This is a genomic window from Enterococcus sp. RIT-PI-f, assembly GCF_001297065.1.
Classification (GTDB): Bacteria; Bacillota; Bacilli; order Lactobacillales; family Enterococcaceae; genus Enterococcus_D.
The window spans coordinates 64,636-80,288 of the sequence record NZ_LHOX01000021.1 but is presented as its reverse complement, the minus strand read 5'-3'; the positions used below and the strand labels follow the sequence as shown (position 1 = coordinate 80,288).

At 41.1% G+C, this 15,653-nt stretch carries 13 protein-coding genes; 6 read left to right on the top strand and 7 right to left on the bottom strand.

The features are described from left to right. Positions 1–588, top strand: coding sequence for a DUF1700 domain-containing protein (locus AEQ18_RS13750; RefSeq protein WP_054116921.1), 588 nt, complete (start codon positions 1–3; stop codon positions 586–588). Beyond that, entirely contained in the window at positions 589–753 is a 165-nt protein-coding gene (locus AEQ18_RS15790; RefSeq protein ID WP_162838232.1) for a hypothetical protein, read from the top strand. A gap of 217 nt (positions 754–970) precedes the next feature. On the opposite strand, the gene AEQ18_RS13745 is transcribed toward AEQ18_RS15790, so the two are convergent. After that, positions 971–1,456, bottom strand: a complete 486-nt coding sequence (locus AEQ18_RS13745) for a hypothetical protein (protein ID WP_054116920.1) — start codon at positions 1,454–1,456, stop codon at positions 971–973. Positions 1,457–1,714: 258 nt separating this feature from the next. On the opposite strand from AEQ18_RS13745, the gene AEQ18_RS13740 reads away from it, so the two are divergent. Beyond that, entirely contained in the window at positions 1,715–3,079 is a 1,365-nt protein-coding gene (locus AEQ18_RS13740) for an MFS transporter (protein WP_054116919.1), read from the top strand. Positions 3,080–3,134: 55 nt separating this feature from the next. On the opposite strand, the gene treP is transcribed toward AEQ18_RS13740, so the two are convergent. Further along, complete coding sequence (gene treP / locus AEQ18_RS13735; RefSeq protein WP_054116918.1) at positions 3,135–5,129, bottom strand: PTS system trehalose-specific EIIBC component; 1,995 nt, start codon at positions 5,127–5,129, stop codon at positions 3,135–3,137. A 334-nt stretch (positions 5,130–5,463) separates the two neighbouring features. Here treP and AEQ18_RS13730 point away from each other — a divergent pair, with 334 nt between their 5' ends. Genes AEQ18_RS13730 through treR form a run of 3 tightly spaced genes read left to right on the top strand, consistent with a single transcriptional unit; the run spans position 5,464 to position 9,521 of the window. Then, positions 5,464–8,088, top strand: coding sequence for a glycoside hydrolase family 65 protein (locus AEQ18_RS13730; RefSeq protein WP_054116917.1), 2,625 nt, complete (start codon positions 5,464–5,466; stop codon positions 8,086–8,088). Positions 8,089–8,099: 11 nt separating this feature from the next. After that, positions 8,100–8,750: a beta-phosphoglucomutase gene (gene pgmB / locus AEQ18_RS13725; protein WP_054116916.1), complete on the top strand. Its 651-nt coding sequence runs from the start codon at positions 8,100–8,102 to the stop codon at positions 8,748–8,750. A gap of 54 nt (positions 8,751–8,804) precedes the next feature. Next, complete coding sequence (gene treR, locus AEQ18_RS13720) at positions 8,805–9,521, top strand: trehalose operon repressor (RefSeq protein WP_054116915.1); 717 nt, start codon at positions 8,805–8,807, stop codon at positions 9,519–9,521. Positions 9,522–9,625: 104 nt separating this feature from the next. Here the strand turns inward: treR and rny are convergent, their stop codons facing one another. The 5 genes from rny to AEQ18_RS13695 form a co-directional block, all read right to left on the bottom strand. Further along, positions 9,626–11,200: a ribonuclease Y gene (rny, locus tag AEQ18_RS13715; protein WP_054116914.1), complete on the bottom strand. Its 1,575-nt coding sequence runs from the start codon at positions 11,198–11,200 to the stop codon at positions 9,626–9,628. A 240-nt stretch (positions 11,201–11,440) separates the two neighbouring features. Next, positions 11,441–12,484 (bottom strand): recombinase RecA, encoded by a 1,044-nt coding sequence (recA, locus tag AEQ18_RS13710; protein WP_054116913.1) that lies wholly within the window; start codon positions 12,482–12,484, stop codon positions 11,441–11,443. Between the two features lie 102 nt (positions 12,485–12,586). Further along, the gene (locus AEQ18_RS13705; RefSeq protein WP_054116912.1) at positions 12,587–13,825 is read right to left on the bottom strand and encodes a competence/damage-inducible protein A; all 1,239 of its coding nucleotides are present in this window, start codon (positions 13,823–13,825) and stop codon (positions 12,587–12,589) included. 83 nt (positions 13,826–13,908) lie between these two features. Then, on the bottom strand, positions 13,909–14,490 hold the full coding sequence (gene pgsA / locus AEQ18_RS13700) for a CDP-diacylglycerol--glycerol-3-phosphate 3-phosphatidyltransferase (RefSeq protein WP_054116911.1): 582 nt from the start codon (positions 14,488–14,490) through the stop codon (positions 13,909–13,911). A gap of 88 nt (positions 14,491–14,578) precedes the next feature. Beyond that, on the bottom strand, positions 14,579–15,481 hold the full coding sequence (locus tag AEQ18_RS13695; RefSeq protein ID WP_054116910.1) for a helix-turn-helix domain-containing protein: 903 nt from the start codon (positions 15,479–15,481) through the stop codon (positions 14,579–14,581). Positions 15,482–15,653 lie beyond the last annotated feature (172 nt).

Genomic DNA, 15,653 nt, shown 5'->3' with positions numbered 1-15,653 from the left:
ATGGAGAGAGTGGACTTTATTAAAGAATTGGCAGCGGAGTTATCTTACAAGACTAAGCCGAGGGAAATACATCAGCTGATCGACTACTATGATGAAATGATCGAAGATTTGATAGAAGAAGGTTTGTCAGAAGCAGAGGCGGTGGCGCGATTGGGCAAACCTAAGGACCTCGTCAAAGCGTTGCATACAGAAGAGGAGATCGTAGTTGAGATTCCAAGGCGTTTTCATCCTTTTTTGTATGTCTTGCTGATATTAGGGTTTCCGTTGTGGGGAAGTTTGTTGTTGGCTGCTATCTTGCTGATGCTTAGCGTATTGCTCGTTTTATGGTGTGGACCCTTTACAACTGGGATTCTAGGGATAACAGGTGTATTAAGTGGGATTGCCAGTGTCGTTTTAAGTCCTTTATTGATCACTGACGGACTCTTTCTCCTGTTCTCACAACTCGGCGTTGGCCTTTTCTTATTTGGTTTTGGGTTGCTCTGCCTATTAGCGACTTATCGGATGAGCAAGTTGTTTTCAGGCCTTTCAATGGCCTGTATCTTGTGGCCAAGACAATTATTGACTAACTACAGAAAGAAGGTCATTTAAATGATTACCATCAATAAAAAATTTCTAGTCTCTGTCAGTTTGGCATTTATGTTTCTGGGTTTAATCGTAGGATTTATCGGTTTTGCCATGAGCGGTTTTTCTGTTCAATCTTACCAATTAGATGAACGGCACTGGTATCAATTGGTGAACTTCTATACAGAATAAAGAGCAAAAGTTCAATAATTTCACAGAATAGTGAAATTATTGAACTTTTCTTTTTAGATACAACGTATTACTATAAATATACATCCTGTATCCTATTTCATAGGGTAACCGAAAAAATCCATACCATCCTATGGATTTTTTTGTGTATCATTGAACAACATAAAAACGCGACACCGACTTTTGATCGCCCTTTGTACACGTCTCTCTATGTGCTCGACTACTCTTTGATTGCTTGAATTTCTTGAACTGTACCAATGGGGAACAAGCCTCGGAAAATGCCACGGATGATTGGTCCTGCTACAAAAAGCTGTAATGGCAAAGCAACGATCACGTTTTTACCAATATTGATCAACCAGTTGATCATCAGCGAATGTGCTGGATTGCCGTGCATGATCGCACCGAACAATGACATGAAGAAGACCATCCCAGCGATCATCAATGAAGAGATCAACCCGATTTTCTTCCAAGTTGCAGAGGCCGGGGTCAAGTATTTAAAAGCAAAACCTTTTGCAGGTCCTGATACGATGAACCAATCAAGAATGAATGCGATACAAAGTGCCAATGGCAACTCATTCCAAGCTAGCTGGAATGCTTCTAGAGATACACCTACTTGGAACATTAGGTTATAAACACTCATAAAGTACACCATAAAGAAACACATCAAGGTGGTATAAATCAAACTTTCTTTTTTGTTGATAGGCATGAAACAACTTCCTTTCTTTTTGTGTTACCCGACCATTCTAGCAGAATTAAAATTTTCGTGTAAGTAAAAATTTTCACATTTTCAAAAAAAGTTTTCATACCTTTTTAAGCACACCTCTTGACACAGTTCCCCCTAATCAGTAGAATAGCTAATAGATTAAATCGTACAGATAACAAGCGGTGACGCTTGTCGAGAGAGAGGCGGTTTCTATGTAAATAGAAACGGTCTTTTTTTCTGCGAATTTTTAGAGGTGAATTTATGGAAAATAACAAAAAACTCGTGGGGGCTATCCTCGCGACTGGACTGATGTCATTTGCAGGTGTTTTGATAGAGACAGCGATGAATGTCACCTTTCCAACCTTGATCCAACAATTTGGGATCACAACTTCAGATGTCCAGTGGGTCACAACGATTTATTTATTGGTGATTTCGATCATTGTCCCTATTTCGACTTTTCTTCTGAAGAGGTTCCAATTAAGAACCTTATTTTTGGCAGCCAATATGTTCTTTCTAGCCGGTTTGGTGATTGATTTTTTATCGCCGACATTTGCGATTTTACTGTTGGGCCGTTTATTCCAAGGTGCTAGTACCGGCATTGCACTTCCCTTGATGTTTCATATTATTTTGACGTATTCTCCTTATGAAAAACGAGGCGCAACGATTGGGTTAGGCAACTTAACGACCTCGATCGCTCCTGCAATTGGACCAACTTATGGCGGATTACTGACAGCCCACTGGTCTTGGAATGCGATATTTTTATTTTTGATCCCAGTTTTGTTGATCTCGCTATTTCTTGGCCTATCCTCGATTCCAAAAAACACCGTCCAAAGAAGTGGTCATTTAGATAGTCTCAGTGTCTTAGCGATCGTGATGCTCTTTAGTGGTTTCTTACTCTTCCTTAACCAATTGGGAACGATTGCTAGTCTTGTCCCACTTGCTATAGGTCTGATCGGCCTAGGACTGTTTTGGCAGCGTGCCAAAGGTCCTCATCCTTTGATTCGTTTGGATGTCTTGCAAAATCAAAGTTTCCGACTCTTTTTAGGTGGTTTTCTTGTGTGCCAATTTCTACTTTTAGGTGTGTCATTCGTCTTACCTAATTTCGTCCAAATCGTCTTAGGCAAAGACGCCTTTACTGCTGGTTTGATCATGTTGCCAGGGGCTGCCATTGGCGCAATACTGGCACCGATCGCAGGTCGGTTGCTGGATAAAGTTGGTCCTAAAAAACCGATTTTACTAGGAATGGTGCTCATTGTCATCGGCTGGTTGGCTCTAGCGCTCTTATTACGCAGCATATTCATTTGGGGATTGGTCGCAGGGCATGTATTTTACATGATTGGGATTGGCTTATCGTATAGCAATATGATGACGACGGGCTTGAATAAATTAACACCCGAATTGTATGCGGATGGCAACGCGATTTTCAATACGCTGCAACAATTTTCAGGGGCGGTTGCAACCGCCATTGTTGCAACGATCATTAATCTGTCACAACGCAATGCCGGGTATCTGCAAGGAACGATCCTTGGCTCCCAAATCGCCATGTTTGTGCTGTGGGCGATGGTATTGGTTATTCTTTTCTTTATGGTCCGCTACTTCTCCCAACCAGATCCTAAAACAAAATAAAAAAATCGTCATTGGCTTCTTCGTACTGAAGCCAATGACGATTTTTTTTGTTCCTTTAGTTCAATGTCGCAGAACCAATTTGATCTTTTGCTTTAACCGTTCCTGTTTTTGCCAATGAAAGTTGATCGACCTTCTCTGCATTGGTGATGACCGTTAATATATCAGTCTTCTTGCCAGCTGCTGTTACTGCATCTAGATCCATCACAGCAATCTGTGTTTCTGGTGTGACTGTATCGCCTTCGGCCACAGTGATCTCAAAAGGTGCACCTTTTAATTCAACTGTATCTAATCCCATATGAACCAAGACTTCTGCGCCACCAGGTGTAAGAATCCCAATCGCATGTTTGGTTTCAAAAATACTGGAGATTTTTCCCGCTACTGGCGCATAAATCAACCCATTGATTGGTTGGACAGCAAAACCATCACCCATCATTTTTTGAGAAAAGACGGGGTCTGATACTTCAGTGATCGCAATCATTTGACCATCCGCTGGCGCATAAAGTGTTTCCGTAGTTCCTGCAGCTGTTACAGGTGCTGCTGCTGTTGCCGCCGTGTCAGATACTTGTGGCGCAGGTCCTGTTGCAGGATCGCTCTCACCTTCAACCAAAGCCAAATCTGGTTCTAATTTATTGAGGAACTTCACTTTTCTTAAGATAAGTGTAAAGACGAACGTCAGAACGATCGTTAAGGCCATTGATAAGAAGACCATCGGATAATTTTCAATCTTAAATGATAGGAATCCTGGCAGTCCGCCGACACCAATGCCTAACGCCCGAGTATTGGTTGCTGTGATCAGCATACCGCCGAAAGCTGAACCAATCATTGCTGCAACAAATGGATAAACATACTTAAGATTGATCCCGAACATCGCTGGTTCTGTTACACCCATGTATGCTGAAATCGTTGCTGGCAGAGACACTTGCTCTTCTTTTTTGTTGCCACGGTGTAAAAACCAAATCGCAAATACTGCCGTACCTTGTGCGATATTTGAAAGCATGATCATCGGCCACAAGTTTGTTGTGCCGTAATCAGCGACAAGTTGTGTATCAATGGCCAAAGTTGTATGGTGCAACCCTGTGATAACCAAAGGTGCATACAAACCGCCGAAAACAAAACCAAATAACCAATTAAGTGGTGAAGTCAAACCTGCATTTACGACCCATGAAATACCAGAGCCAATTTGCCAACCAATAGGGCCTAAAATCATATGAGCTGCTAAAATAGTTGGTAACAATGAGAAGAGTGGTACAAAAATCATTGACACTGCTTCTGGAATCCATTTACGGAAAAACCGTTCAAGGTAAACCAACAAGAAGCCGGCCAACATCGCTGGTATAACTTGTGCTTGGTACCCAATTTTATCAATTGTAAAGAAGCCAAAGTCCCAAGTATAATTTTGAAGAATATCTGCGGCACTTGTAGAACTCACAGAATAAGCATTCAATAATTGCGGTGACACTAATGTAATCCCTAAAACAATACCAAGAATTTGTGTGGTACCCATTTTACGGGTAATACTCCAAGTAATCCCTACTGGTAAAAAGTGGAAGATTGCTTCACAAGGTAGCCATAAAAATCCATTTACCCCATTCCAAAATGTGGAAGCTTGTGTGATTGTTTGTCCATCTAAGAAACCAAGAGGAACACCTTCTAGAAAGTTTCGTAGACCAAGCATTAGCCCCCCAACAATAATTGCTGGTAATAAAGGTGTGAAAATTTCGGCTAATGTCCCGATTGCACGCTGAACGATATTTTGATTATTTTTGGCAATCGATTTACTTTGCTCTTTTGAAACGCCTTCAATTCCAGATACATCTGTAAAATCGTTATAGAATGTTGAAACATCGTTTCCAATAATTACTTGAAATTGTCCGGCATTCGTAAACATACCTTTTACGCTAGGAATCTCATCGATCGCCTTTTCATCTGCTTTTGATTGATCATTCAAAACAAAGCGCATCCGAGTGGCACAGTGTGTGACAGCCGCAATATTCTCTTTCCCGCCGACATACGTTAACAGCTTTTCAGCATCATCATGATACTTACCCATCCTAATAAACCCCTTTCATATACACTTGTATATATATGTTTTTATTTCGTGATAATCATAACTTTATATTTATTATTTTGCAAGCGTTTCATGCTGTTTTTTTAGATTTAAAATCAAGAATAATTTAAAAACATTTTCTGATTTTTAGCAAAAAGCTTATATGACAGCGTTTAAAAGAGTGTTTTTTTACAATAAAATAATAACTTCGGAATGTTTATTTGTTCAAAAGACAGCTAAAAAAAATAAAAAAACAAGTAAGATAAATTGTAAAAGCTTACAAAATAAGATATAATCATTTTGCATGTATAGACAAGTTAAAAGGAGGATATCTACTGTGAACATAATTACAGTGTCCAATGAACAGTGGTTGCTGCGAGAGGCCCATGGCGAAACAACCTCTTTTGCTGGACCATTATCAGAACGAGTAACCGAACTGACATCTTATTTAAAGGATACACAAACCGGTGGCGTCATATCAGAAACAATTGTATTTACCAATGAAGAAGGCACCTTTTCGCTTGACCAATGGTTAACTGAAAAATTAAATCAGCCTTTTGTCTGTGGAACTAAGGAAGCATTTGATGAAAAAAAGGCTGCTATTCCTTGGACATTGGAGTATTACGGCTATACACCTGGAAAAGATGAATATTCTGTCGAATCATTACTAACTGTCGGAAATGGCTTTATTGGGTTGCGTGGAACCACACCGGAAATGTCAATCAGCGAAGAAAATTATCCTGGCTTATATATTGCCAGCCTTTACAATACAGTAGAATCAGATGTGGCAGGACATACCATTCGCAATGAAGACTTTGTGAATGCACCTAATCTGCAAAAAATGTATATCATGATCGATGATGAAGTGATCGATATTGCCCACAATCAAATTGTATCTTTCAAACGAACATTGGATCTACGTACCGGGTTATTCCAATCAACGGCCGAAATTGAAACCAAACAGCAAAAACGCGTTCGGATCGAAACGAAAAAAATCGCGAATATGAAAGATATTCATCAATATAGTTTAGTTTACACATTTACACCACTGAATTTTTCAGGAGATGTGATATTGGTTAGTGAAGCAGACGGTGCTGTTTACAATTACAACGTAGCTCGTTACCGTAGTTTGACCAATCAACACTTACATGTACGTTCTGCAGATGCTGAGGAAGCCAAAGCACAGCTTGTAGCAGAAACCACAAATTCTCAAATTACAGTTGTTCAATCATCTGAAATATTTGCTTCGGCTTCTTTATCAGAGATAACCTCTGACGTAACTGCCACTGGTGTGAAGCAGTCCTTGCCGCTATCTGTTGAAGAAGGACACACCTATCAATTTGAAAAATCAGTCACTGTAGCAGCCTATCGTTCCAATGAGGAACAACCTGCTAGCCCATTGAGCCAATTGGCGCTTCCGCGCTTCGATGTGATGTACCAAGAGTCGCAACAAGCATGGGCGCAATTGTGGCAAGATGCGGCCATTGAAGTCACAGGTGATTTGATGTCGCAAAAAATGCTGAATCTGCACACGTATCATGTCTTGGTATCTGCTTCACCGAATGCCTACCAAGACTCCCTTGATGCTAGTATTACAGCACGGGGATTACATGGTGAAGCCTATCGCGGTCATATTTTCTGGGATGAGTTATTTATTCTGCCTTTCTATATCGTTCATTTTCCAGACACTGCCAAAGAAATCTTGCGATACCGCTATCGTCGCCTAGCAGCAGCCAAAACGGATGCCAAAAAAGCCGGCTATCAAGGTGCGATGTTCCCATGGCAATCCGGATTAGATGGCAGTGAGCAATCTCAAGAACTGCACCTGAATCCGATTAGTGGTGAATGGAAGGAAGATCACAGCCGCCTACAGCGCCATGTTTCATTAGCTATCGCTTATAACGTTTGGCAATATTGGCACAATACCAAAGATAAACAGTTTATGGCGGACTACGGTTTAGAACTGATGCTGGAAATCGCCCACTTTTGGCAAAGTGCAGCAACCTGGGATCAGGAAGCACAACGCTACTTTATCGATAAGGTGATGGGACCAGATGAATTCCATGAAAACTATCCCAACAGTGAAATTGGTGGCTTGAAAAACAATGCTTATACCAATATGATGGTGGTATGGTTGTTTGAAGAGATCGATCATTTACAAGCTGAAATCGATACAGACATCTTTACAGGTATTCTGCAAAAAACAGAGTTGACTCCTGCTGACCTAAATACAATGGCCGACATTCGGACAAAATTAGGTTTAGAAATCGATGCAGATGGAATCATTGCCCAATTCGAAGGCTACTTCCAATTAGAAGATTTAGACTGGGATCATTACAAAAAAACCTATGGCAATATTTACCGAATGGATCGCATTTTAAATGCTGAAGGCAAAAGTGCTGATTCTTATAAAGTAGCCAAACAAGCAGATAGTTTAATGATTTTCTATAACTTCTCCAAGCAGCAAGTCAATCAAATTTTGACTGATTTGGATTATGAACTGCCAAGTGACTATGTCGAAAAAAATCTCAACTATTATCTACAACGGACCTCTCATGGATCAACACTGTCCCGCATCGTTCATGCGCAACTAGCGGCTATGGTTGATGACCAAGAGTTGGCATGGTCGTTGTATCAAGAAGCGTTATCTTCCGACTATCGTGATATCCAAGGTGGAACGACCGCAGAAGGTATCCACGCTGGCGTGATGGCTGCAACATTGTTTATTCCATTAACGACTTTTGCGGGAATTGATCTTAGAGAACGACTTGTTCAAATTGCACCAAACTTGCCGAAAGCTTGGGCATCACTGGCCTTCTCATTGCACATCCGCGGTGTGCATTACCAAATCAATGTTACACATGAAACATTGACGATAACAGTGGATCAACCGGAAACGATCTTAGTTAAAGGCAAAGAGTATCAGTTGTCCCCTCAAGAGCCACAAACAATTACTTATTAGGAGTGTTCATGATGAAAAAAGGTTTTGTATTTGATTTAGATGGCGTAATTACCGATACCGCTAAATATCACTATATTGCATGGAAAGAACTGGGTGCAGAGATTGGTATTGAGATCGACTTGAAATTCAACGAACAATTAAAAGGAATCAGTCGTATGGATTCATTAGAACGTATCCTCTCTTTAGGCAACAAAAATGATGCGTATACTGAAATTGAAAAAGAAGCATTAGCCACGAAGAAAAACACCCAATATGTCCAATTGCTGCAAAGTTTAACCCCTGACGATCTATTGCCAGGTGTCAAAGAATTCTTAGCGCAAGCGAAAGAAAAAAATATTCCTTGTGCCATTGCTTCGGCATCAAAAAATGCGCCCTTTATTCTTGATAAATTAGGGGTGATGTCTGACTTCGCTACGATCGTTGATCCAGCCACATTAAAAAAAGGCAAGCCAGATCCTGAGATCTTTGTTCAAGCAGCACTTGCATTAGGTATCGAACCTGCTGAAGCAATTGGTTTTGAAGATGCACAAGCGGGTATTGATGGCATTAAAGCTGCAGGCATGTATGCGGTGGGTGTGTATTCCGGAGAAGCGCTTCATGGGGCTGATGTCATTGTCGAAAAACTGACAGAGTTGAACATTGACGAGCTACTGGCAAAATAGCAGATTGCTTTTCCAAAAATGCCTCGCTATAATAACCTGTGAGGAGGCAGTCGAATGAATAAGTTTAAAGAAATATTCTTAGATTTAGAACAAAAAATCGTGGCCAAAGAATACCCCCCACACACTTTGCTGCCAAGTGAGAATCAACTGATTCAAACGTATGGTGTCTCACGAGAAACAGTCCGTAAAGCGCTAAATCTATTGCGTAATGCCGGTTATATTCAAAAAAAACAGGGTAAAGGCTCGATTGTATTGGATCTCAATCGCTTTGATTTCCCGATCTCTGGCCTAACCAGCTTCAGAGAGTTGCAAGAAACGCAACGCATTCCTAGTGAAACCAAAGTGGTCGAAATTCGAAAAATAGCTGTTTCCCCAAAACTACACGAAATTACGGACTGGCCGGTAGCTGCTGAAGCCTGGAAATTAGTTCGCCAAAGAAAGATCGATGGTGAAGTCGTCATTTTAGACAAAGACTATTTAGACGCCTCGATTATTCAAGTATTACCGGAAAAACGCGCACAAGTATCGATCTATGATTATTTTGAAAATGATCTAGGATTGGAGATTGCTTATGCCCAAAAAGAAATCACTGTTGATCCGGTCAATAAAGAATTGCGTGATTTAATGGATCTCCATCCAGATGATCAGCACGTTGTGACAGTCCGCAGCTTAGTCTATTTAGAAGATACTCGTTGCTTTGAGTATACAGAATCCATTCACCGTTTAGACAAATTCCGTTTTGTAGATTTTGCTAGACGAAGAAAAATTTGAAGAAATCCATTACAATTAAAAAGACGGAAGATCCTTTCAAAAGTGATCTTCCGTCTTTTTTTTCAAAAAAAAAGCGCTAGGCAATCATGTCCTAGCGCTTTTGGCTATTTAGCATAGTCTGTTGCACGGGTTTCCCGGATAACAGTTACTTTGATATGACCTGGGTAATCCAGATCATCTTCAATTTTCTTACGAATATCCCGTACCAAGCGGACAGCATCCAGATCCGAGATTTCCTCTGGTTTGACCATCACGCGGACTTCACGTCCTGCTTGAACCGCAAAGCTGGAATCAACACCTTTGAAACTATTGGCGATATTCTCCAAGTTTTGTAGGCGGCGAATATAGTTTTCAAGTGATTCGCTGCGGGCACCTGGACGAGCTGCAGACAATGCATCAGCAGCAGCAACCAAGACTGAAATGACTGATGTGGCTTCAACATCACCATGGTGAGAAGCAATCGCATTGATCACTGTCGCATTCTCTTTGTATTTGGCCGCTAATTCAGCGCCAATTTCAACGTGAGAACCTTCGATTTCATGATCCAACGCTTTACCAATATCGTGTAGTAAACCTGCACGTTTGGCCAATTGAATATCTTCACCTAATTCAGCAGCTAGTACACCACTTAATTTTGCAACTTCGATCGAGTGATTTAAGACATTTTGTCCATAACTTGTACGGAAACGTAAACGACCTAAAATTTTGATCAAGTCAGGATGTAATGTGTGGGCACCAACTTCAAATGCTGCTTGCTCCCCATATTCACGAATATGTTCATCCATTTCTTTTCGTGATTTTTCGACCATTTCTTCGATACGAGCTGGATGGATTCGACCATCTTGAATCAATTTCTCAAGAGTCATTCGTGCAATCTCCCGACGAATTGGATCAAAACCAGATAAAACGACTGCTTCTGGTGTATCATCAATGATCAAGTCGATACCAGTCAATGTTTCCAATGTCCGAATATTGCGCCCTTCTCGTCCAATGATCCGACCTTTCATTTCATCGTTAGGTAACGAAACAACAGAAACTGTTGTTTCAGATACTTGATCAGCTGCACAACGTTGAATCGCTAATGACAAGAGATTCTTCGCTTTTCGATCTGCTTCTTCTTTTGCACGTTGCTCTGCTTCTTTGACCATGATCGTCAATTCATGATTTAATTCCTCTTCTGTTGACTTCATGATCAGTTCTTTTGCATCATCTCTAGACAAAGCAGCAATTCGTTCAAGCTCTTGCTGTTGTCCATCGATTAAGTTTTCTACTTCTTTTTCTCGCTCGTCAATTAATTGTTGTTTCTCACTAAGTCTGCCTTCTTTATCTTCAAGTGAGCGTTCTCGTTTTTCCAAAGAATCGTCCTTACGATCAAGAACTTGTTCTCTTTGGAGTATCCGATTTTCCTGTGATTTTAAATCAAGTTTGCTTTCTTTCAACTCACTTTCAATTTCTGACCGATACTTCTGATTTTCTTCCTTAGCTTCTAACAATGCTTCTTTTTTGAGAGTTTCTGCTTCTTTCTTAGCGCTTTCGATAATCCCAGTTGCTGAATTCTGTGCGCCGTTGATTTCTTTCTCATGACGAGATTTCGTCACAAAAACTCCTAATCCAAGACCGACAATTAAACCGATGATAGCGAGGAGAATGTAAAGTAGTTCCAATGAATCCACCTCCATACTATCTTTTTAAATATTTTGTAGTTTTGATAAGTAAATGATAACAAAATTATCAATCGTCTACTGCTATGTGGAAAACCACATAAGTTTATTCTAATGTTTGAACACAAGAGTGTCAACTTTAAATGATACGTAAGTTACTTTAAAAATCGCTTTTTACAAAGAGATTCACCCTTTGTTTTCAGTCGAAGACGAACAAAAAACCAAACAACGACGTTGTTTGGTTCATTTCTTTGATGATTATTCATCTAAAGGCAATTCATCTTGGCCTTCTTCAATCTCAATCGTTTCACCTGTACCGATACCATATGCATCCCGAACGCGCGTAGAAACTTCTTGCATCATTTCTGGATGTTCACGCATATAGTTTTTGGCGTTTTCACGACCTTGTCCAATCCGATCACCTTTATAAGCATACCACGCACCGCTCTTATCGACGATGTCTTGTTCAACTGCCATATCCAGCAATTCGCCTTCTTGGGAAATACCTAAACCGTACATCATATCAACTTCAGCTACTTTGAACGGTGGCGCTACTTTATTTTTAACAACTTTGATTTTTGTCCGGTTCCCGATGATATCAGTACCTGACTTCAATTGTTCTGCACGGCGCACTTCTAAACGAATCGTTGCATAAAATTTCAATGCCCGTCCACCAGGTGTTACTTCCGGATTACCAAACATGATGCCGACTTTTTCGCGGATTTGGTTGATAAAAATCGCGATCGTTTTTGTTTTGTTGATCGATCCAGATAATTTACGCAGTGCTTGTGACATCAATCGGGCTTGCAACCCAACATGGGCATCGCCCATTTCGCCATCGATTTCTGCCCGTGGTACCAATGCAGCTACAGAGTCGATAACGACGATATCCACGGCACCACTGGACACCAATGCATCTGCAATTTCTAATCCTTGTTCACCCGTGTCTGGTTGTGACAACAGCAGATCATCAATGTTGACGCCTAATTTTTGCGCATATTGCGGATCCAAGGCATGCTCTGCATCGATAAAGGCTGCTGTTCCACCATTTTTTTGGACTTCCGCAATGGCATGTAAAGCAACTGTTGTCTTACCAGAACTTTCTGGCCCATAAACTTCAATGATCCGACCTCTTGGGAAGCCGCCTACACCTAATGCAACATCCAGTGCCAATGAACCACTTGGGATGGTAGAGATTTGCTGATCTATTTTCTCTCCAAGTTTCATCACTGCACCTTTACCATAGTTCTTCTCAATTTTCTTTAGTGCAGCATCTAAGGCTGCTTTACGATCATCTGCCAAACGGATAATCCCCCTTATATTCATCACTTTCGTGTGTCATTCATAAGATAATAATAGCCTGTCTATCATAAAATTGCAAGAAAAAACGAACAAACATTCGCATTATCTTAATAATTCCTTACGTATTCGATCTAAGCCCGCCATGACTGCACTATGCCGAATATAGGCGCGGTCACGGCTAAACGTATAACATGCGCTTTTCACCTCAGAGGCTGAAGCCAGTGCGATCCAGACTGTGCCTTTAGGTTGATTTTCTAAAGGATCTGGTCCTGCTACACCTGTAAATGAAACAGCATAATCCGTTCCTGCTGCAAGGCGTGCTTGCACAGCCATTGCTTCTGCACATTCTGCACTGACTGTACCATACTGCGCCAGCAGCTCAGGATCGATGTCTAAGAGCTTGCTTTTCATCACGGCTGAATAAGTCACAAAGCCCCCAGGAAAGACTTCAGAAACGCCAGGAACAGTGCCTAATATCGCTTGGAACAATCCCGCAGTCAAGCTTTCTGCTGCAGTGATTGTTTTTCCCTTGGTCTTTAATAAATCAACGACGACCTCCACTAATGAATTTTGTTCACCATATCCATAAAAGAAAGTCCCCACACGTGACTGGATCACCGCTTCCAATTCATCCAGTTGCTTGATCCCTTCTTCAGGAACCGTGGTCTTCACTGTCAAGCGCAAGGTGACTTCATTAGGTTTTGCATACGGTGCGATCGTTGGATTGCTTTGTTCTTCGATCAAATCGGCCAATTCTGCAGCTAGCGCCGACTCTCCGATCCCATAATAGCGCAAGACACGGGAAATCAGCTGTTCTTTTTGAGGGAAAGCTTGTTTTAACAATGGTACGGCTTGTTCCAACACCATCTTCTTCAACTCACTCGGCGGCCCTGGCAATAATAGGTAGGCATGGGTTTCATTTTGATAAAATATACCTACGGCCAAGCCATTATTATTAGGTAAGGCAATTCCCTCTTTGAAGACGAGTGTTTGTCGCAAATTGTTCTCGGTCATGACACCTTTTCTCGTTTTAAAAAATGTGTCTAACTGCGCATAGCCTGCTGGATCTCTTACCAATTCTTGTCCTAAATGCTGGGCAGCGACTTGTTTGGTCAAGTCATCTTCTGTCGGACCTAATCCGCCACATAGCACAATCAACTCACTGCGCTTCTCAGCTGTAACCAATACTTCTGCCAAACGGTCTGGATTATCTCCAACCACACTATGGTAGTAGACATCGATGCCTAGTGCGGCCAATTCCTCGGATAAAAAAGTCGCATTGGTATTCACCACCTGTCCTAAAAGTAATTCTGTTCCGACTGCGATGATTTCTGCTTTCATGTTATTGCTCCTTCATAAACAAGTACGCACTTGATTGTTTTTATTGACAAAAAAAGTTCAGAAAACTTCTGAACTTTACGATCTTACATTGAGCCTTTAAAGACACTTGTATTTTTGATAAAATAGTCGACCCCGGAATAAATAGTGAAAATCAAGCATAGATACAACATGATTTGGTCAACAGGGATACCAATCAGTGCGAATGGCAAGTTATTGATGAATAAGAAAATGATCGCCACCATTTGTGTGGCTGTTTTGATTTTTCCTGGCCAGGCAGCAGCCATAACTTCACCGCTTTGTTCTACCAGCAATAGGCGCAAACCAGTCACAGCTAGTTCTCGACAGATAATGATCGATACCACCCATCCTGGTGCTTTGCCTAGCTCAACAAGCATGATGAAAGCAGTCATGACCAACATCTTATCCGCCAAAGGATCAGCGAATTTACCAAAATTCGTTACCAAATTTCTAGAACGGGCGATTTTGCCATCTAACCAATCTGTGATACTCGCTGCAGCAAACAAAATGGCTGCTACCAAATGAGTAATAGGCAAGACGACCTCTCCAACCGTCAATGTGCCTAAATCAATAGGCAATACCAAGACCAAGATAAAAATCGGGATCATAAAAATACGTAAAACTGTTAGTTGATTGGGTAAGTTCACGAAATAAACTCCTCTCTGCCGACTATTGTACGTAAAATCAGTCAAAGGTGCCACTAATTCTGCTTATTTGTCGGCGATATAATGCTTTTTATTCTGCAGTGTCTGTATAACTGATCGTCATGTTGACTGTTTTTTGCAATGATTCATATTGTTGATCTGTAAAATCAACGGTTTGACCATTTGCTTCAATCGTCACATATTGACTAGCCCCTAAAGTTAGGACCGCATTATCAGCACCTTCAGGCAAAGTGGTCGTTTGCGTTTCTCCTGCGGTCAGCGTGTATTGATAGACATACGCACCATCTACTTGTACACCGATCCAGCAACGGCCGTTTTGGCCAGTAAAGGTCAAGGTCAGCGGTGATTCTGCGTCTTGGACATCAATCGTGATCGCTGATTGGGAAGAGTCGCTAGCTGTCATGGTCATCTCTTTTTCAGTAGAACTCTCAGTTGTTGATTCCACCGAACTAGAACTGTTTATCGTACTACTGGTACTTTCAGTTGTAGTGGAAGAATCAGATGCAGAGTTTTCGACCACTAAAGAAGAACTGCCTTGAATCATGGGCGAAGCATTACGGTCTTGCCAAGCCATGTATCCGACAATACTCATGATCGTCAACGCAACCAGTCCTAATAATATCATGGGCAAATAACGGATAACAAAAGAACTGTTCTTCTCTGCTACATGTTGGGCTTTTCGCGAACCGCTCACAGTTTCCGGCTGCGGTCGTTTTGGCAATGGTGCAGCCAACGTATCTTTACCATCAAACACAGCGACTAGCTTATCCCCATCTTCACCAACAGCAGCGGCATATTGGCGAATAAATGCCCGCACATAAAAGGTGCCTGGCAATTGTGCAAATTGATCAGCTTCGATTGCTTCCAAATATCTTTTTTGGATTTTGGTCATCTGCTGCAACTCAATCAATGAAATGTTTTTATCTAAACGGGCTTGCCGTAATTTCGTTCCAATCGTTGTTTCGTGGGCCACTCGCTCATCTACTCCAGTCTTTAATCATCTTTATCAAAAAATCCTTGTATATATTGAATAGAATCTTTATTTTCGATTCCGTCTTGCCTACTAAATATAACATTTTTTTCTGGATTTTTTTTGGAAAACTAGAAAAAAGTTTTTACTCCAATGCTTAAAGAATACCATAAAA